Origin of the sequence: Vibrio sp. S12_S33, assembly GCF_963889785.1 — a bacterium.
In the GTDB taxonomy this organism is placed as follows: domain Bacteria; phylum Pseudomonadota; class Gammaproteobacteria; order Enterobacterales; family Vibrionaceae; genus Vibrio; species Vibrio aestuarianus.
Genome location: NZ_CAWPQZ010000013.1, coordinates 26,339 through 45,403 on the forward strand (window position 1 = coordinate 26,339; position 19,065 = coordinate 45,403).

Sequence of the window (19,065 nt, forward strand, 5' to 3'; positions counted from 1 at the left end):
CCAATTGTAGATAGCTTTCCAGTTGTACATCGTTTGCTAGGTAATTGACTTGTGACATTACCGATGTTCCTCTAACGAGCGCTGAAGCTGAGTCGTTAATTGTTCAACCTGTTGTATTGAGTGGTTAGCGGTTAATGTAATCCGTAGCCTTGCACTTCCTTGCGGCACTGTCGGTGGGCGAATGGCAGTTAACCAACACCCTGCATGGCGCAATTGTTCTGCGACATTAATCGCCTTAAGCGCATCGCCAATCACAAACGGCTTAATCGGTGTCGGTGTATCAACATAACCACTAAAACTCTTCATACGGTTCGCATAATGCGCTTGCAGCTCTGATAATTTTTCTCGGCGCCACTGCTGTTGCCTAACCATCGAAATAGCATAGGAAAGAGCATAAGCTTGTGCAGGTGGCATCGCGGTAGAATAAACATGATGACGAGCAAACTGGGTAAGAAAATCTCCCACCGCATGGCTACACAAAACAGCCGCCCCCGACAAACCAAATGCTTTACCAAAAGTGATCACTAATAACTGTGGCTTAATGCCAGCCGCATTACAACTGCCCGACCCGCCATCACCAAGTACCCCTATTCCATGTGCATCATCGACTGCCAACCAAGCTTTGCCTTGCAAAGCTCTATCGATGTCACCAAGCGGTGCGCAATCACCATCCATACTAAACACCCCCTCAGTAACAACTAAAGTGTTGCTATCGTTATCAAGTAATTGGCATAGATGATTAGCATCATTGTGTTTGAAGCGCTTCATCGTGGCATCACAAAGCATACCCGCTTCCATTAAGGACGCATGGTTAAGCTTATCTTGCAACAGCAAATCGCCTTTTTCGAGTAAGCTGAATAACATGGCTTGGTTGGCACTAAAACCAGAACCAAATAAAATGGCGCGTTCATAACCAAGCCATTCACACAGTTTGGCTTCAAGATTTTGATGGGCAGGGCTAAACCCCGTCACCAGCGGAGAAGCTGCACTTCCGCAGCCATATAAAGTCAGCCCATGCTGCCAGGCTTGAATCAGCTCAGCATCGCTCGCAAGACCAAGATAATCATTACTGGAAAAATTGAGAAAATTCACTCCATCCTTGATTAATTGCGCTTGGTTACCCGCCTCAACAATAACGAGACTTCGAGAAAGTCCCATTTCACGACGCTGACTAAGAGCGGCTGAAACGCGAGAGTTAAACGCTAGCATCGTAAAAAAGGTCATCTTTGCTTGGACGAGAAGCAACACGCTCTACCACGCGATCAAGTAATTCACTTGCTTCGATTTCATCCGGTTTTTGACTGACTTGTTGGCTATTGATACCGAGCTTTTTGAACAACTGCATATCACTGTCTTCATCCGGATTTGGCGTAGTTAGCAGCTTACAACCATAGAAAATAGAGTTAGCGCCGGCCATAAAACACAGAGCTTGCATCTGTTCATTCATATTTTCTCGACCAGCAGAAAGGCGCACTGCCGATTGAGGCATCATAATGCGAGCCACAGCGATCAAACGGATAAAATCAAACGCTTCCACATCTTCGGCTTGTTCAAGCGGTGTGCCTTTAACTTTCACCAACATATTGATCGGCACACTTTCAGGTTGAGTCGGTAAGTTCGCTAATTCCACCAATAATCCAGCGCGATCATTAGCACTTTCACCCATGCCAATAATGCCGCCAGAGCAAATTTTCATGCCTGCGTCACGAACGTGTGACAAGGTATCTAAACGATCTTGGTAGGTACGCGTGGTAATAATGTTGCCGTAATATTCTGGCGAGGTATCAAGATTGTGGTTGTAGTAGTCAAGCCCTGCACTTGCCAATTCTTGTGCTTGATCTGGCGTTAACATTCCCAAAGTCATACACGTCTCTAAACCCATCTCTTTTACGCCACCAATCATCTCTTTTAGCAAAGGCATATCACGTGCTTTCGGGTTTTTCCACGCCGCTCCCATGCAAAAACGGGTAGAGCCAGAATTCTTTGCTTTTTGTGCGGCATCTAACACGCGATCAACTTCCATCAAACGTTCTTTGTCGACATCCGTACGGTAGTGGGCACTTTGCGGACAATACTTGCAGTCTTCAGGGCATGCGCCAGTTTTAATCGAAAGCAGCGTACTGACTTGAACATAATTATGTGGGTGGTATTGACGATGAACGAGCTGCGCTTCAAACAGCAAATCCATAAAAGGTTTTTTGAGCAGTTCGTTGACTTCAGCAACTGTCCAGTTATGACGAGCTTCCACGTGTATTCCTTAATCAGTTTTATTATTTTGATGCTTGGCTAGTTTAGCTACAAGCGATAGACTGTCAACAATAAGAAAATACGATGATTTACATCTGGTTATTTTATAATCATCAATATCATATGGATTTGCAATGGATTTAGCCTTCGACCGCCAGCATATCTGGCATCCGTACACTTCGACCCTAACACCTCTGACCTGCTACCCGGTGACCCATGCCCAAGGTGTAAACCTCTATTTGGAAGATGGCAGATGCTTAATTGATGGCATGTCGTCTTGGTGGTCAACGATTCATGGTTACAACCACCCATACCTTAATCAAGCTGCACATCAACAAATTGATAAGATGTCGCATGTGATGTTTGGCGGTATTACTCATCAACCCGCCATTGATGTGTGTAAAAAATTGCTCGCATTGGCACCCAGTAACCTAACGCAAGTTTTTTTGGCTGATTCTGGTTCTGTGGCGGTAGAAGTGAGTTTAAAAATGGCACTACAATATTGGCATGCTAAGGGAGAGCAGCGACCAAAATTTCTCACACTACGTCATGGCTATCACGGTGACACTTTTGCGGCAATGTCAGTCACCGACCCTGATAATTCAATGCATAGCCTTTATAAAGGATTTTTGCCAGAACATATTTTCGCTCAATCACCCACTTCTGGTTATTGGCAAGAGTGGGATGAGAATGACATTGCCGACTTTAAACATAAGCTTTTGGATAATCATCAGCAAATTGCAGCTGTGATCCTAGAACCAATAGTCCAAGGCGCCGGAGGAATGCGAATTTATCATCCTGAATTTCTACGCCAAGTTCGCCAATTGTGCGATGAAACGGGCGTGCTTTTAATTCTCGATGAAATTGCTACTGGTTTTGGCCGTACGGGGAAATTGTTTGCTTGTGAACACGCCGCCATTAAGCCCGATATCTTATGTGTCGGTAAAGCCTTAACGGGTGGATATATGACGCTTTCCGCAACGCTGACCACACAAGTAGTTGCAGACACGGTATGCGGCGGTGAGGCAGGCTGCTTTATGCATGGCCCTACTTTTATGGGCAACCCACTTGCTTGTGCTGTCGCAACCGCCAGTTTAGAGCTGATTGAACGAGGAGATTGGCAACAGCAAACCCGACGCATTGAAGCGCAATTTGCTAATTTGCTACCAAAGCTGAACGACTTTGACTTAGTAAAAGAAACACGCTGGCTGGGCGCTATTGGTGTGGTTGAAACTCACCACCCTGTCAATATGGAAGTGATTCAAAAACTGTTTGTTGAACACGGGGTCTGGATTCGACCCTTTGGTCGCTTAATTTACATGATGCCGCCGTTTATATCTCAGCCTGATGAAATTGAAAAATTAGTTAAAGCTGTTGAAGCCGCGCTAAAAAATTGGCAATGCTTTCAATTTGATAACCTTTAAACGTTACGATTATGCATAAAAAAACCGACTCGAAAGTCGGTTTTTGCATTGAATCAACAGCATCATTAGCCGATGTGTGTTGCGCCACCCATGTAAGATTGCAGTGCAGTAGGGATAGCAATACGACCATCCGCTTGTTGGTTGTTTTCCAAGATAGCAACCATAGTACGACCAACCGCAAGACCAGAACCGTTAAGGGTGTGCACCAACTCAGGTTTGCTCGCGCCTTTACGACGAAAACGAGCTTGCATACGACGTGCTTGGAAATCCCACATATTTGAACAAGATGATATCTCACGGTAAGTCCCCTGTGCTGGAACCCACACTTCCAAGTCATAGGTTTTGCGTGCACCAAAGCCCATATCGCCAGTACAAAGTACGACTTTACGGTATGGAAGCTCAAGCAATTGCAGTACTTTTTCAGCGTGACCGGTTAACTCTTCTAGTGCAGCCATTGAATCTTCTGGGCGCGTGATTTGTACCAACTCAACTTTATCAAATTGGTGCATACGAATAAGACCACGAGTATCACGACCATAAGAACCCGCTTCAGAACGGAAACATGGTGTGTGCGCCGTCATTTTAAGTGGCAGATCCGCTTCATCTGAAATGGTGTCACGCACCAAGTTCGTTACCGGTACTTCGGCTGTTGGGATAAGAGACAGTTTACGTGGCTCTTCATCATTCACTTTTTCAGTTAATGGCTCAGTGTGGAATAAGTCTTGACCAAATTTAGGTAGCTGACCAGTACCGAATAGGCTGTCTGAGTTCACAAGGTAAGGCACATACATTTCTGTGTAGCCATGTTCTTGAGTGTGAAGATCCAACATAAATTGTGCAATAGCGCGGTGTAGACGAGCAAATTGCCCCTTCATCACGATAAAACGTGCACCAGTGATTTTAGTAGCACTTGCGAAATCTAGGCCATCAGCCATCTCGCCTAAATCAACGTGATCTTTCAGTTCGAAATCGTAACTTTTTGGCTCACCCCAACGAGAAATTTCTACGTTGTCATTTTCGTCTTTACCATCTGGTACAGAGTCATCTGGCAGGTTTGGTACCGACAAAGTCACCATATCTAATTTTGCTTGGACATCAGCCAACTCAATTTTTTTCGCGTCAAGATCACTCCCTAGAGAACCAATTTGTTTTTTGATCTCTTCTGCGCCAGCTTTATCACCAGCCGCCATTTTTTGGCCAATTTCTTTGGAGATGGAGTTGCGCGTGGATTGTAAATTTTCAACTTCTACTTGAATGGATTTACGTTGTTCTTCAAGTTGACGAATTGTCTCAACGTCGAGTTTGAAACCGCGACGCGCTAATTTTGCAGCTGTTTCATCCAGCTCAGTGCGAAGTAATTTAGAATCCAGCATTGCTAATCCTATGCTTTTAGTTATGAAAAAACGCGCCTGCATCCCTTTTTAGTAAGAGCAGCACGTATAGAAAATTGAACCAGACAAAGATAACGAAAAGACACTATTTTTCATAGCGCTTTTGTGGGCTTTTTGCGTCTAAACTAGCCAAGTAATCTAACTTTTCGCCAATTTTGGTTTCTAAACCTCGATTTGTTGGCAAATAGTAGCGAGTTTCGATCATCTCAGGAGGCAGATAACGCTCCCCCGCCGCATAAGCACCGAGTTCATCATGGGCATAACGATATTCAGCACCATAACCAAGATCTTTCATCAAACTGGTCGGGGCATTACGCAAATGAGGCGGCACCTCGTATTCTGGTAAATTATGAGCGTCAGCTAAAGCTTGCTTCCACGCGGTATAAACTGCATTACTTTTTGGTGCGCAAGCTAGATAGACTATTGCTTGTGCAATAGCGCGCTCACCTTCAGCAGGACCAACACGGGTAAAGCAATCCCAAGCCGCTAATGCCACTTGCATCGCGCGCGGGTCAGCATTACCAACATCTTCTGAAGCGATAGCTAGCAAACGGCGAGCAATGTAAAGCGGGTCACACCCGGCGGCAATCATTCTCGCGGACCAATACAGCGCTGCGTCAGGGTTTGAACCACGAATCGATTTATGCACGGCAGAAATCAAGTCGTACCAAATGTCCCCTTTATTATCAAAGCGAGAAACTTTTTCACCAGCTACTTCCGCTAGTAGCTTTAACGTAATTAACTTTTCTCCTTGCGCATTTTCATCCGCCATATCGAACAAAATTTCAAGGTAATTCAGTGACATACGCGCATCACCATTGACTAATTCAGCCAAGCGTTCGAGCACGTTATCCATAAACTGCGCGGCAATCTTGCCCAAACCTCGATCTTGATCTGCAATGGCTTGATTGAGTGCGAGTAAGATTTCATCTTTATTAAGCGAAGTAAGCTTATAGACACGAGCACGAGAAAGCAGTGCATTATTGAGTTCAAATGAAGGGTTTTCGGTCGTGGCACCGATAAAAGTAACCGTGCCATCCTCTATATGCGGTAAAAAAGCATCTTGCTGAGATTTATTAAAACGGTGCACTTCGTCCACAAATAAAATTGTGCGACGCCCAGCCATTTTGTTTTCACGTGCTTTCTCTATCGCGGCACGAATTTCTTTGACACCGGATGTGACCGCAGAAACCCGCTCAACCTCAGCATTGGCATAATTCGCCGCAACTTCAGCTAGTGTAGTTTTTCCTGTGCCAGGAGGCCCCCACAGAATCATCGAGTGAATATGGCCCGCTTCTAATGCTCGGCGTAATGGTTTCCCCACTCCGAGAATGTGTTGCTGACCAATATATTGTTCGACAGTTTGTGGGCGCATTCGCGCTGCCAGTGGACGAAAATCTTCATCCCCTGAGAAATCTAAGCTGTAGTTACTCACTCTAACCCTTCTTGATCAATTAATTACGCTGGTCGTCGACCTCAACCCCTTGTGGGATCTTAAAAGTGAATGAAGTTGCATTGGGTTTATCTAATTTAACATTGCTAAACGTAAACATACTTTTTTGGCCATCTTGCTCAATGACGTTAAACCCTTTGACGATACCTTTACTGCCAATATCAATTTGAAATTGGCCTTGATTGGAATCGGCAGCTGTCGGCGTTAATGTGAAACGATCATCCGCTTGGTCAACCTGGTAGTTATCCCAATCGCTCGCGCGGTTACGTGTGAGTAATACAAAAGGAGTTTGTTCGGTAGCTTGATCTTGATTGTAAATGCTGACCTGTTCAATAAACGGACTATAATACCAAAGGCTTTTGCCATCTGACACCAAAAGGTTTTCATCAGGCGCGGTGGTTTCCCAACGGAAAAGGCTTGGACGAGCAATATCAACTTTACCCTGGCCTTCCATTACAATATCACCATCAGGGCTAACAACTTGTTGTGTAAAAGTCGCACTAAATCCTTCGTTGAGTGCAAGGCGATGGCTAAGCTCATCTTTTGGGGCAGCCAAAACAGATACAGAAAAGCCGCATAGCAATAAAGCCAATACTTTATTCATGGATATCACTCCGATTAGACAATAATTACGTTCTTTATAGGTGTTTATTCACCTTGATTTGTCAGCGTTTTGTGGATATTTTAACGCTGCATTGACCGCTATTTTCCACAGCATTGCTTAAATTTTTTGCCGCTATCACATGGACAAGTATCATTGCGGCCCACATTTTTGAATGGGTTAACACTTTGTGTTTTGGCACCGAGCATTAATTCATCAGCCATCAAAGCCACTTCAGTGATCATCACATCTAGTTGCTCGGCAAAATCACTTAAACTGGGTGGTATCTCAAATCCAGATTCTTTCATCTGTTGTTGGGTTTGCTCTTCATCAATAGCAAGCATAAAAGTGGTAAGCAACGCTTGAAGCATGCGTAAACTGCCATCCCCAATTTGGTGTTCGACCCAATGATCTTCAACTACAGGCCAAACATTCATGAAGCCTTGCGCGTAATCTGCCCATTGCTCACGAGTATCTAACAAAGCAAGGGCAGAATATTCACTGCGCTTGAGTAAATGATATTGCTGATTTATCTGCTCAACAACCAAAGGCTCAATAGTATTGACCTTTTCACCAACCAAAGGTTCTAACCATGCACTCGGTTCAAGCGGTTGAGTAGCGAAGTTGGAAGCAAGTATCGCACCTTCTAGAAACAGGGGGGAATGTTGGCATTCAGCCTCAGAAATATTAATAAGATGGTAGGTCATTGAATTCAGTCTTTACGTGCATTTGGCCGCTAATTATATACTAACTCTTGCGGTTAGTGACTTTTGATTCCTCAACCACTACAATCTCGCCTCAAATTTCTAAGGCGATATGATAATGCGAGTAATTTTGGGCCCAATGGAGGGTGTGTTAGATCATTTAATGCGTGAGCTACTCACTCAAATCAATGATTACGATCTGTGTGTTACCGAATTCGTGCGTGTTATCGACCAACTGCTGCCTGATCATGTTTTTTATCGCCTTTGTCCTGAGTTAGAAAATGATTCTTGTACCCAGTCCGGTGTACCTGTTCATGTGCAATTACTCGGTCAAGAAGCAAATTGGATGGCAGAAAATGCCGTCCGAGCCGCAAGCTTAGGCGCTCGAGGAATTGACCTCAACTTTGGCTGCCCAGCAAGGCTTGTAAACCGCAGTAAAGGCGGCGCAGCATTATTACAACACCCCGAGTTAATCTACCAAGTGGTCAAGGCGTGTCGAGATGCCGTGCCCGACCATATTCCTGTTTCAGCTAAAATTCGTCTGGGGTGGGAAGACCCTAATGATTGCTTTGAAATTGTAGATGCGATTGAACAAGCCGGTGCTAATGAGTTAACGGTGCACGCCAGAACTAAAGCCGGTGGCTACAAAGCCAGTGAAATCAAGTGGGATTACATTAATCAAATTCGTCAAAAAACGTCGATTCCTTTAATCGCCAATGGTGAAATATGGAATTACGCAGACGGACAAGCTTGTATTGAAACTACGGGCGTTGATTCATTGATGGTATGTCGCGGTGCATTTAATGTCCCCAATTTAGGCAATGTGGTCAAACATAACCATAAAGTGATGCCTTGGTATGATGTCGTTGATCTGATGCTGCGCTATTCTCAGTATGAAATAAAAGGTGACAAAGGGCTTTATTACCCGAATCGCGTCAAACAATGGTTCGCTTACCTGCGTCAACAATATCCTCAAGCTAACGAGCTATTCAGAGAAATACGTACTTTCAATACCGCAGCTCCTATCGTTGAACACATAGAACGATACCGCGCTAGCTTACATGCCTAAGCTTTGAGCTCAAGGCTAAAATACGAGTTTATTCTTGCCTGTTTTTTTAGCTTGATACAGTTTCTCATCGGCGGCTTTAAACCAAGTTTCGAAGTCGCCAGAGCTTTTTTTAACCACTTCTACGCCACCTGAAATAGTAAATCCAGAGTCAATAACTCGACTTGAATCAGTCACTATTGCATCTTTTACCCGTTGCATGATCTGTTTCATTCTTTCCACATTATGCCCCGTCAGGTACACCACAAACTCTTCGCCACCAAACCTTGCAACTGCATCACTATCACGTGTATTCGTTTCTAGTTGATCAGCAACGTAACAAATTACGTTATCCCCCACGTCATGCCCATAAGTATCATTAATTACTTTAAAGTCATCTATATCCAACACCGCAATTACGGCATATTCACCGTACTTTATTTTACTCAAGAAAGTCTCTAAACCTCGGCGATTAAGTAGACCTGTCATTGGGTCTCGAGCCGCTAAGTCTTTTAAATGGGCTTGTTCAACACGCGAATTAAAATAAAACAATGTGACAACAGAAAATAGATAAACAATGAATACGACGGTTAAGTTGAATTTTTTCACCTCGAGGAAATTTTTAAATTCATCATGCCAATTTAATTCATAGTAAAGTAAGTGATGGAAGTCGAGCCCATCAATATTAAGCAATTTTTCCCGGTAAGCATTATCGGGAACAGGGGTGGTTTTATTGTCAATCAAATGTATTAAATTGGTCAGTTTACTCTGCTTATTGAGCAGTTTATCGACCTCGATATTTAAAGCGATAGCTCCTTGGAATTTGTCTTTGTACATTACCGGTAATGTCATGGATAAAACCGGTTCGCTTAAGGAGAACTCCCCCAAAATTGCGGGGCCTGACATTGTAACTTGGTTATGATTTGCGACTGTTTTTTGCCAATAAGGACGTGATTTTACAATAGCAAGTGTATCTTTATTAATATTTTTGGAAACCGTATCTGGCGATGACATCACATAACCAAAATTATCGACATAATGAATACCGTAAATAAAATCATCTAAATCATGTAAAAATGACAATATTGGTGCTAGTGCAATTTTTCTTGCTGCGCGTTTAAATAATGCACTACTCTCATCACACAGCGACTCCTTTCCCACCAACATATAACTGATCTCAACAGTTGGAATGTCATGACTTTTATTATCAGCTAAAATTGATGATTCAAAAGGCCACATGCGACATACCCCCTCCGATACCTCTTGGTTAAGATCAACTAACTCCACATCCCTATTTTTGAAATAACTGGTAAAGCTATAATCTAGCGAGGTTATAACTTTTGCTGAGCGTGTAAGCGATGCATCAATATACGCGTACTGGTTATCAATATCCTCATTTACGATATTCATATAATTGTGTACAACAAGCATCACCATAACCAGAGCAAAAACAATAGGCCCCAAAATAATCGATTTTAGACTTACGTTGTTGTTCATTCAGCATCCTAGTCCAGATAGAGATATTAAAGCCCATCAAAAGTTTAATACAATTGATGGGCTTTCGAGATAAATTCGGTAAAACAACACCAAACTAATCAGCAGACGTTCCTTAACAGCGTATATTATAAAATCATAGCGTTATATACCCAAACCACTTGAAGTTGCAGGTAGGCGGCCAGTGAGTTCATCCCCATAAGTATAGATAAACTATATGATTGGGGTAAGCGAACGTAGTCAACACCGCAGCAACTTCAAGTCGTAAGGGTATACAACGCCTAGACTAATTGAGTAATAGGCTATCATCAGCCAATTCCTCACCACGGACCTTGGAAAACATTTCTAGTAGATCAGGCACTTTCATATTGGCACGCTGCTCACCAGATACATCAAGAACAATTTCACCTTGGTGAAGCATGACAGTCCGATCACCACATGCTAGGGCATCTTTCATTGAGTGCGTTACCATCATTACCGTCAAATTGAATTCTTTGACGATAGTTTTGGTTAAATCGATAATGAAAGCCGCCATACGGGGATCAAGAGCTGCAGTGTGCTCATCAAGCAGTAGAAGTTTGCTATCTGACAAAGTCGCCATCACTAAACTCACGGCTTGACGCTGTCCACCAGACAGCAAACCGATATTATCACCGAGGCGATCTTCTAAACCTAACCCTAGAATCGAAATACGCTCTTGGAATAGCTTTCGGCGAGACGCAGAAAGTGATAACCCCCACCCTCTTCGCTTACCACGCATAAACGCTAGCGCCATATTTTCTTCAATCGTTAAATCGCCACATGTACCTGCTAATGGGTCTTGAAAAACGCGCGCACAGACTTTGGCTCGCTGATCAACAGTCTGACGAGTGACATCAATCTCATCAACCAATACTTTTCCACCCACCATCGGTGTCTCACCAGTTACGGCCCCTAATAAGGTCGATTTACCAGCTCCATTTGACCCAATCACAGTCAAAAATTGATGTTCTGGCACTTCCAAATTGATTCTTCTTAACGCTCGATTTTCTAAAATAGTGCCAGGATTAAAAGTAACTTGAATATCTTCTAAACGGATCATAATGTTTCTCCTGACGCTTTATCCTGCTTAGCAACAACGGACTTCTGAGCAGGATTACTCCCCTTTTTTGCCTTGAAATTCCTTTTAAGTTTTGGAGCAATGAGTGCAATCGCGACCAGTACAGCCGTTACTAAGTTGAGATCCGACGCTTGCAAGCCAAACATTCGAGAACTCAGCGCAAAAGCTACCGCTAAGCGATAAAGCACAGACCCAACAATAACCGCTACCACGGCTACCCATATTTTGCGTCCTGGAATTAATGTCTGGCCTAAAATCACAGCGGCAAGGCCAACAACGATAGTTCCTACACCAGAAGTTACATCGGCAAAACTGTTCGTTTGCGCAAACAAGGCACCAGCAAAACCGACAAAGCCATTAGATAAGGCCAGCCCAAAATAGGTATAAAATGCGGTGCTACCACCCTGTGCTGAAACCATACGCGCGTTAACACCAGTGGCACGCAAACCAAGGCCAAAATCACTATTAAGCAAACGTACTACTGCCCATGCAGAGATAAGCACCAGCACACCGACCACAATTGGGCGGATGTAAACAGGGTCACCTAAAGCTTCAAATGGGGTCAGGATCGTGTCTTCACCCAACAATGCAATGTTAGGACGCCCCATGATACGGATATTAATAGAGAAGGCGGCAATCATTGTTAAGATTGAGGCGAGCAAGTGTAAGATGCCGCAACGGACAGCTAGAAAGGCAGTAACCCAACCAGTGAAGGCCCCCGCTAAGATAGCCATACCAGTCGCCACCCAAGGGTTTATACCAGCAACAATAGCTGTAGCAGCTACAGCTGCTCCCATAGGGAAGCTACCATCAACACTCAGATCGGGAAAATCAAGGACACGGAAAGTCAGGTAAACACCCAGTGCCACCAGCCCGTAAAGCAACCCTATTTCTAGAGCGCCAAAAAAAGCAAAAGCAGACATAACAACTCCTTTCTCTGCTTAAACAGAGTTGGGGTACTGACCCCAACTCTGAATTTTCTTTATTTTACGCTCGTCGCACGATCTAGAACAGATTGAGGAATGGCCAAACCGAGTTTGTCTGCAGCGGTTTTATTGACAAAAAGGTCTGATCCTTTCGCCACTTTAACATCCAGTTTCCCAGGATCTTGCCCTTCTAAAATAGCGGCAACATAATCGGCCGTTTGAACACCGATTTGATAATAATCAAAACCAAGGCTTGCTATTGCGCCACGTTCAACATACGAAGTCGCCGCACCAAATACTGGCGTCTTAGCTTGGTTGGCTGACACAATCATGCCTTCAATAGCACTAGCAACCGTGTTATCAATCAAGGCATAAATAATGTCAGATTTGGCCGCGATAGCTTGAGTGGCGGTTTGAACATCCGCGCTTTTTAACGCCGTCGCTTCTACTAAGTCGATACCATGCTTTTTGGTGCTTGATTTTAATAGTTCCATCAAACTAACGGCATTAGCTTCACCAGGGTTGAAAACCACACCGATCGTTTTCACATTCGGCATAATTTCTTTAATCAATTCAACATGCTGTTCTACCGGTGATAAGTCAGAAAGACCGGTCACATTTTTACCTGGCTGCTCTAGCTTCTTAACAAGTTTTGCCCCTACTGGGTCAGTAACTGCGGTAAACACAATAGGAATATTCTTAGTCGCAGACACTAGCGCTTGCGCTGTTGGTGTTGCAATACCAACTAATACATCTGGATTTTCACCGACAAATTGACGAGCGATCTGTACAGCAATGGCAGGGTTACCTTGAGCAGTTTTAAAATCAAACTCTAAGTTTTTGCCCTCTTCATAGCCCTTTGCTTTGAGGCCATCAAGAAGACCTTGACGAGTGGCGTCTAAGGCCGGGTGTTCAACAATTTGCGATACTGCAACTTTGGCAGTTTTTGCCATGATACTCGTTGAAGATAGTAATGCGGCTCCAGCGAGAACGGCGGTAACAATGACTTTGCCTGCTTTCATCTTAACTCCTTGATTTAAGCACTTGGTATTGGATGTTGTGTTTTATATTTTTATAAGTGTGCACTTAACGCGCAACTAACAACATTATTACCAGTAACTTAGAATAAAGGGAAGTGAGATTTAACAGTAAAATAACAAAAAGAGAGGTGAGAATATGGTCTTACGGTATTAAAGAGGAAATCCAAGAGGACTCCACTTGGAAGTCCTACAGCGGTTAATTTAAAGTACAACTAATTGGCTAGCACTATTTAAAACCAACGCTCTAATGCTGCTTTGTCTAAATGACGAAACGCACGATTGAGAATCACGGCTAACTCTTTGTAGCGCGGCTTTGCTTTCATCGGATCTAAGGCAAATCCATTTTCAACAATTTTTTGGTGCAGTTCACGATACCACCCCGCCAATGATGGAGGAAGTTGTGTGTTGGCACGATTACCTAACCACCACATACCTTGTAGCGGTAGACTGATCGCAAAAAGTGCAATCACGATGGCCTGTGGCATCGCTTGTGCATTATGAAAAACCATTTGAGTCAGCACGCTGATCGCTGCAATAGCCGGCATAACTTTAACGCCGAATCGCGTTGCTTTAATAATACGCTGCTCTGGGAAAATAAATCCCAACTCTTTACGGATAGGCCAAGTATCCATGTACTTCTGGCCATCTTTCAAGCTGTGAACGATTCCAACTTTATTATTCATAGCGCTCTCTCACTCTAGATGCCGCTCATTTAACTAAAAAATAGTTTAATGATTCAACTAATCGCGTAAAAACTTGATGAAAGTTAATATTCTTTCAAAATTTTTTTGTTATATTGGCCCAATATCGCTATCCTTTGCAGACCCTCAATCTCATTGTTGCTGTTATTTAGCATTTAGGCAACTCCGAGATGAATTCTGCAAGGAATGCACCGACTGATTTTACTCAAAAAGTCACGTCTCATTATACGGAAATTCAAGTTTTATTGACCAAGATTAGTAGCACTCCGGAAAGGTTGGACTATTCTTGAGAATGATTTTTATCTTAACCGATTATTACAGGTAGTCACACATGTCTAAGCTAGTTTTAGTTTTAAACTGCGGTAGTTCTTCTCTTAAATTCGCTGTTGTTGATGCAGAATCAGGTGCAGAGCACCTATCAGGCCTTGCTGAATGTCTTCACCTTCCTGAAGCACGCATCAAGTGGAAACTTGATGGTAAACATGAAGCTCAATTGGGCGAAGGTGCAGCACACGAAGAAGCACTAGCGTTCATGGTTGAAACTATTCTTGCTTCTAAGCCTGAACTTGCAACCAATATTGCAGCCGTTGGTCACCGTGTTGTTCACGGTGGTGAACAATTTACTGCTTCAGCACTTATCTCTGATGAAGTACTACAAGGTATTGAAGATGCAGCAAACTTCGCACCACTTCATAACCCAGCCCACATCATCGGCATTAAAGCGGCTCAAAAATCATTTCCAAATCTAAAAAATGTTGCCGTTTTTGACACAGCATTCCACACAACAATGCCTGAAGAAGCATACCTGTACGCGTTACCGTACAATCTATACAAAGATCACGGTATTCGTCGCTATGGCGCACACGGTACTTCTCATCTATTCATTGCTCGTGAAGCCGCTGAGCGTTTAGGTAAACCAACTAATGAAGTAAACATCATTAACTGCCACCTAGGTAACGGTGCATCTGTTTGTGCAATTAAAAATGGTCAATCAGTTGATACGTCTATGGGTCTAACTCCGCTAGAAGGTCTTGTAATGGGCACTCGTTGTGGTGATCTTGACCCTGCGGTAATGTTCCATTTACATGACAAACTAGGCATGAGTGTTGCTGAAATCAACACAATGTTCACTAAAGAGTCAGGCCTTTTAGGTCTTACTGGTGTGACTTCTGATTGCCGTTTCGTTGAAGATAATTATGGTACTAAAGAAGAAGCTACACGTGCGATGGACGTATTCTGTCACCGCCTAGCTAAGTACGTAGCTGGCTACACGGCTTCTATGGAAGGTCGTCTAGACGCTATCGTCTTCACTGGTGGTATCGGTGAAAACTCTGCACCAATTCGCGAAATGGTTCTAAACCGTTTAGCTATCTTCGGTATCGAAGTGGATGGTGAAGCTAACCTTAAAGCTCGTTTCGGCGGCGAAGGTGTTATCACAACCGAGAACAGCCGCATCCCTGCAATGGTTATCTCTACTAATGAAGAGCTAGTCATCGCTGAAGATACCGCTCGTCTAACCGGTCTTTAACTGACTTTCTGGCTAACTCCTCGAGTTAGCCAGTTTTTTACCGAGGCTCAACAAATAATTCCTACTACTGGCAATATTGAGCTTTATTCCTTTTATAATCTAATCTCGATTAGATTGATTTCAATAGTTTGAGGTACTCTACTCATGTCCCGTACTATTATGCTTATCCCTATTAGCGCTGGTGTTGGTCTTACTAGCGTAAGCATGGGTGTCCTTCGCGCAATGGAGCGTAAAGGTGTTAGCGTTTCTTTTTATAAGCCAATTGCACAACCACGTTCTGGTGGCGATCAACCTGATCTTACCTCTACCATTATCGGCCGTAACAGCGATATCAAAATTGCTGAACCAATGATGATGTCAGCCGCTGAAGCCTTAATTGGTAGCGAGAAGATGGATGTGTTGCTTGAAACGGTCGTTGAACGTTACAACCACATTAATAAAGTTTCAGAAGTAACGCTAATTGAAGGTCTAGTACCAACTCGTAAACACCCATTTGCTAACCAAGTAAACGCTGAAATTGCGAAAACTCTGGGTGCTGAAATTGTGTTTGTGGCCACCCCAGGTACGAATAATCCAACACAGTTGAAAGAACGCATTGAAGTGGCGTGCTCAAACTTTGGCGGAACAAAGAATAAGAACATTTCTGGTGTTATCATTAACAAGCTCAATGCACCTGTTGATGATGCAGGTCGTACTCGTCCTGATCTATCAGAAATCTTTGATGATGCAGACAGCGCCAAGCAAGCTAACCTTGAAGTGATGCAAATCTTCAACTCTAGCCCAATTCGTGTACTAGGTTGCGTGCCTTGGAGCATCGACTTAATCGCGACTCGCGCTATCGATATGGCCAAGCACCTTAATGCAGAAATCATTAATGAAGGTGAAATCAAAACACGTCGTATTAAGAGCATCACATTCTGTGCGCGCTCTCTACCGCACATGATTGAGCACTTCAAACCAGGCTCTCTGCTAGTCACTTCGGCTGACCGTCCTGATGTTATCGTTGCTGCCTCTCTAGCGGCTATGAACGGCGTAGAAATCGGTGCGGTCTTGCTAACCGGTGGCTATGATATTCCAAAAGAAATCGCTGACCTGTGCAAACCTGCATTTGAAAGTGGCTTACCAATTTTCAAAGCACAAGGCAACACATGGCAAACTTCACTAAACCTACAAAGCTTTAGTCTAGAAGTTCCAGCTGATGATAAAGAGCGTATTGAGTTCATCAACGATCACGTTGCAAGCCACATTGATGGCCCTTGGATTAACTCTTTATCTGAAGGTACGCAAGGCATTCGTCGCCTAAGCCCACCTGCATTCCGTTACCAATTAACAGAATATGCTCGTCGTGCAGGCAAGCGCATTGTTCTTCCTGAAGGTGATGAACCACGTACAGTGAAAGCTGCAGCTATCTGTGCTGAGCGCGGTATTGCTACTTGTGTACTTCTTGGTAACCCAGACGAAATCCGCCGTGTTGCGGCTCAGCAAGGTGTTGAGCTAGGCGCTGGTGTTGAGATTATCGATGCCGATTCAGTACGCGAAAATTACGTAGCACGCTTAGTTGAACTTCGCGGCGCGAAAGGCATGACTGAAGTCGTTGCTCGTGAAAAACTGCAAGATTCAGTATTCCTTGGCACAATGATGCTTGAAGCGAATGAAGTTGATGGCCTAGTTTCTGGTGCAGTACATACCACTGCAAATACCATTGTACCGCCATTCCAAATCATCAAGACGGCACCGAATGCATCGATCGTATCTTCGATCTTCTTCATGCTACTGCCTGATCAAGTATTGGTTTACGGCGACTGTGCAATCAACCCAGATCCAAATGCTGAGCAATTGGCTGAAATCGCGATTCAATCTGCAGATTCAGCAGCAGCATTCGGTATCGACCCACGTGTTGCGATGATTTCATACTCAACTGGTGAGTCTGGTAAAGGCGCAGATGTTGATAAAGTACGTGAAGCTACTCGCATTGCTCAAGAGAAACGTCCTGATCTTATCATTGACGGTCCTCTACAATACGACGCCGCAATCATGGAAAACGTGGCAGCTTCTAAAGCACCAAATTCTCCAGTAGCAGGTAAAGCAACGGTATTCGTATTCCCAGACCTAAACACGGGTAATACAACCTACAAAGCAGTACAACGTTCAGCAGACCTTGTTTCTATTGGTCCAATGCTGCAAGGTATGCGCAAACCTGTCAATGATTTGTCTCGTGGCGCATTGGTGGACGATATTGTTTACACTATCGCCCTAACCGCTATCCAGGCTGGCCAAGAAACTAAATAATCTTTAGATTTTGGTTTAACCAATGATAAAAGCCTTCAAGGTTAACCTTGAGGGCTTTTTTTCAAGTTGATCACTTAATTACTGTGAGTGGTATAACATGATATTTATATCGCGATACTCTCGCGACCATGCGGACTTTCTAAATCCAATTCAGGGCCTGCGGGCACCACTTGAGTTGGGTTTATCCCGCTATGACTGAAATAATAGTGACGTTTAATATGGTAAAAATCGGTACTTTCTTTCACTCCAGAAACTTGGTACAGCTCTTTTAAGTAACCATTGAGGTACTTGTAATCAGCAATGCGCTTTTTATTGCATTTAAAGTGACCAACATAAACTGCATCGAAGCGTATCAATGTAGTGAATAAACGCCAATCCGCTTCTGTGATCTGACCTCCCACCAAATAACGATGAGTCGCTAGGTGGCTATCCACCTTATCAAGAGCAGCAAAAAGCGATTGATACGCTTCTTCATAAGCCTCTTGTGTGGTTGCAAAGCCACAACGATATACCCCATTATTGATATTCGGATAAATATAATCATTCCATTCATCGATAGCCGCACGCAAAGCGTCAGGGTAATAGTCCTGTTGATTCCCCGTCAGTTGATCAAACGCACTGTTAAACATACGAATAATTTCAGAAGATTCATTACTCACAATCGTGTTGGTTTTTTTATCCCATAAAACGGGAACGGTTACCCTACCTGTATAATCCGCTTTTGCTTGGGTATAAATTTGGTGTAAACGAGTATGGCCATATAACGGCTCTGGAATGCCAAAACACCAGCCCTCACTAAGCATGTCTGGGCATACAATGGTGACATCGATATGTTGTGTTAATCCTTTTAGCTTACGAAGAATCAGCGTGCGGTGTGCCCATGGACAGGCAAGAGAAACATAGAGATGATAGCGACCTGATTCTGGTTGATATAGCGCATCCGGTTTATTTTCTATCCAGCTACGAAAACCTGCATCTTCACGGATAAATTTACCGTTGCTCGCCTTGGTATCGTACCAAACATCATGCCACACACCTTGCACTAACTTTCCCATGACTCACCCTCTTAATATCGCTGCTTTATCATCCCATTATAGAGACCACAGTACAGGGTAAAACCCGA

General features: G+C 43.7%; 16 protein-coding genes. 4 read left to right on the forward strand and 12 right to left on the reverse strand.

Annotation, left to right across the window (positions count from 1 at the left end; genetic code table 11):
* Window positions 1–57: 57 nt before the first annotated feature.
* Window positions 58–1,224 carry an 8-amino-7-oxononanoate synthase gene (gene bioF / locus AACW06_RS08290; protein WP_192074710.1) on the reverse strand — a complete coding sequence of 389 codons (1,167 nt, stop codon included), beginning with the start codon at window positions 1,222–1,224 and terminating at the stop codon, window positions 58–60.
* Window positions 1,196–2,248, reverse strand: coding sequence for a biotin synthase BioB (gene bioB / locus AACW06_RS08295; protein ID WP_192074711.1), 1,053 nt, complete (start codon window positions 2,246–2,248; stop codon window positions 1,196–1,198). Before bioB ends, bioF begins: the two co-directional genes overlap by 29 nt.
* 133 nt (window positions 2,249–2,381) lie before the next feature.
* Here bioB and bioA point away from each other — a divergent pair, with 133 nt between their 5' ends.
* The gene (gene bioA, locus AACW06_RS08300; protein WP_192074712.1) at window positions 2,382–3,671 is read left to right on the forward strand and encodes an adenosylmethionine--8-amino-7-oxononanoate transaminase; all 1,290 of its coding nucleotides are present in this window, start codon (window positions 2,382–2,384) and stop codon (window positions 3,669–3,671) included.
* Window positions 3,672–3,736: 65 nt separating this feature from the next.
* On the opposite strand, the gene serS is transcribed toward bioA, so the two are convergent.
* From serS to AACW06_RS08320, 4 genes are all read right to left on the reverse strand, one after another.
* Window positions 3,737–5,044, reverse strand: a complete 1,308-nt coding sequence (serS, locus tag AACW06_RS08305) for a serine--tRNA ligase (RefSeq protein WP_168786648.1) — start codon at window positions 5,042–5,044, stop codon at window positions 3,737–3,739.
* A gap of 103 nt (window positions 5,045–5,147) precedes the next feature.
* Window positions 5,148–6,497, reverse strand: a complete 1,350-nt coding sequence (locus AACW06_RS08310; protein ID WP_192074713.1) for an AAA family ATPase — start codon at window positions 6,495–6,497, stop codon at window positions 5,148–5,150.
* 19 nt (window positions 6,498–6,516) lie between these two features.
* Window positions 6,517–7,119 carry an outer membrane lipoprotein chaperone LolA gene (lolA, locus tag AACW06_RS08315; RefSeq protein ID WP_192074714.1) on the reverse strand — a complete coding sequence of 201 codons (603 nt, stop codon included), beginning with the start codon at window positions 7,117–7,119 and terminating at the stop codon, window positions 6,517–6,519.
* Window positions 7,120–7,217: 98 nt separating this feature from the next.
* Entirely contained in the window at window positions 7,218–7,823 is a 606-nt protein-coding gene (locus AACW06_RS08320; protein WP_192074715.1) for a YecA family protein, read from the reverse strand.
* Window positions 7,824–7,938: 115 nt separating this feature from the next.
* Between AACW06_RS08320 and dusC the strand changes: the two genes are divergently transcribed.
* Window positions 7,939–8,889, forward strand: coding sequence for a tRNA dihydrouridine(16) synthase DusC (gene dusC / locus AACW06_RS08325; protein WP_053309284.1), 951 nt, complete (start codon window positions 7,939–7,941; stop codon window positions 8,887–8,889).
* Window positions 8,890–8,904: 15 nt separating this feature from the next.
* Here dusC and AACW06_RS08330 read toward each other — a convergent pair whose 3' ends face one another.
* The 5 genes from AACW06_RS08330 to yfbV form a co-directional block, all read right to left on the reverse strand.
* Complete coding sequence (locus AACW06_RS08330; RefSeq protein WP_192074716.1) at window positions 8,905–10,362, reverse strand: GGDEF domain-containing protein; 1,458 nt, start codon at window positions 10,360–10,362, stop codon at window positions 8,905–8,907.
* A gap of 283 nt (window positions 10,363–10,645) precedes the next feature.
* A complete protein-coding gene (locus tag AACW06_RS08335) occupies window positions 10,646–11,440 on the reverse strand; it encodes an ABC transporter ATP-binding protein (RefSeq protein WP_192074717.1) in 795 nt (264 codons plus the stop codon).
* Window positions 11,437–12,381 (reverse strand): ABC transporter permease, encoded by a 945-nt coding sequence (locus AACW06_RS08340; protein ID WP_192074718.1) that lies wholly within the window; start codon window positions 12,379–12,381, stop codon window positions 11,437–11,439. The genes AACW06_RS08335 and AACW06_RS08340 overlap by 4 nt, the downstream gene beginning before the upstream one ends.
* 59 nt (window positions 12,382–12,440) lie before the next feature.
* Window positions 12,441–13,406, reverse strand: coding sequence for an ABC transporter substrate-binding protein (locus AACW06_RS08345; RefSeq protein WP_192074719.1), 966 nt, complete (start codon window positions 13,404–13,406; stop codon window positions 12,441–12,443).
* Between the two features lie 248 nt (window positions 13,407–13,654).
* On the reverse strand, window positions 13,655–14,107 hold the full coding sequence (gene yfbV, locus AACW06_RS08350; protein ID WP_053309279.1) for a terminus macrodomain insulation protein YfbV: 453 nt from the start codon (window positions 14,105–14,107) through the stop codon (window positions 13,655–13,657).
* A 349-nt stretch (window positions 14,108–14,456) separates the two neighbouring features.
* Here yfbV and AACW06_RS08355 point away from each other — a divergent pair, with 349 nt between their 5' ends.
* Window positions 14,457–15,653, forward strand: coding sequence for an acetate kinase (locus AACW06_RS08355; RefSeq protein WP_192074720.1), 1,197 nt, complete (start codon window positions 14,457–14,459; stop codon window positions 15,651–15,653).
* Between the two features lie 144 nt (window positions 15,654–15,797).
* Window positions 15,798–17,942: a phosphate acetyltransferase gene (gene pta / locus AACW06_RS08360; RefSeq protein WP_192074721.1), complete on the forward strand. Its 2,145-nt coding sequence runs from the start codon at window positions 15,798–15,800 to the stop codon at window positions 17,940–17,942.
* A gap of 104 nt (window positions 17,943–18,046) precedes the next feature.
* On the opposite strand, the gene AACW06_RS08365 is transcribed toward pta, so the two are convergent.
* A complete protein-coding gene (locus AACW06_RS08365) occupies window positions 18,047–18,997 on the reverse strand; it encodes a glutathione S-transferase family protein (protein WP_192074722.1) in 951 nt (316 codons plus the stop codon).
* Window positions 18,998–19,065 lie beyond the last annotated feature (68 nt).

Bases quoted from the DNA above. Each gene is read 5' to 3' on its own strand.
- bioA (WP_192074712.1), top strand. From the start codon at position 2,382: ATGGATTTAGCCTTCGACCGCCAGCATATCTGGCATCCGTACACTTCG.
- yfbV (WP_053309279.1), bottom strand. From the start codon at position 14,107: ATGAATAATAAAGTTGGAATCGTTCACAGCTTGAAAGATGGCCAGAAG.
- dusC (WP_053309284.1), top strand. From the start codon at position 7,939: ATGCGAGTAATTTTGGGCCCAATGGAGGGTGTGTTAGATCATTTAATG.
- AACW06_RS08330 (WP_192074716.1), bottom strand. From the start codon at position 10,362: ATGAACAACAACGTAAGTCTAAAATCGATTATTTTGGGGCCTATTGTT.
- AACW06_RS08355 (WP_192074720.1), top strand. From the start codon at position 14,457: ATGTCTAAGCTAGTTTTAGTTTTAAACTGCGGTAGTTCTTCTCTTAAA.
- bioF (WP_192074710.1), bottom strand. From the start codon at position 1,224: ATGACCTTTTTTACGATGCTAGCGTTTAACTCTCGCGTTTCAGCCGCT.
- AACW06_RS08365 (WP_192074722.1), bottom strand. From the start codon at position 18,997: ATGGGAAAGTTAGTGCAAGGTGTGTGGCATGATGTTTGGTACGATACC.
- lolA (WP_192074714.1), bottom strand. From the start codon at position 7,119: ATGAATAAAGTATTGGCTTTATTGCTATGCGGCTTTTCTGTATCTGTT.
- AACW06_RS08340 (WP_192074718.1), bottom strand. From the start codon at position 12,381: ATGTCTGCTTTTGCTTTTTTTGGCGCTCTAGAAATAGGGTTGCTTTAC.
- AACW06_RS08345 (WP_192074719.1), bottom strand. From the start codon at position 13,406: ATGAAAGCAGGCAAAGTCATTGTTACCGCCGTTCTCGCTGGAGCCGCA.
- AACW06_RS08335 (WP_192074717.1), bottom strand. From the start codon at position 11,440: ATGATCCGTTTAGAAGATATTCAAGTTACTTTTAATCCTGGCACTATT.
- pta (WP_192074721.1), top strand. From the start codon at position 15,798: ATGTCCCGTACTATTATGCTTATCCCTATTAGCGCTGGTGTTGGTCTT.
- serS (WP_168786648.1), bottom strand. From the start codon at position 5,044: ATGCTGGATTCTAAATTACTTCGCACTGAGCTGGATGAAACAGCTGCA.
- AACW06_RS08320 (WP_192074715.1), bottom strand. From the start codon at position 7,823: ATGACCTACCATCTTATTAATATTTCTGAGGCTGAATGCCAACATTCC.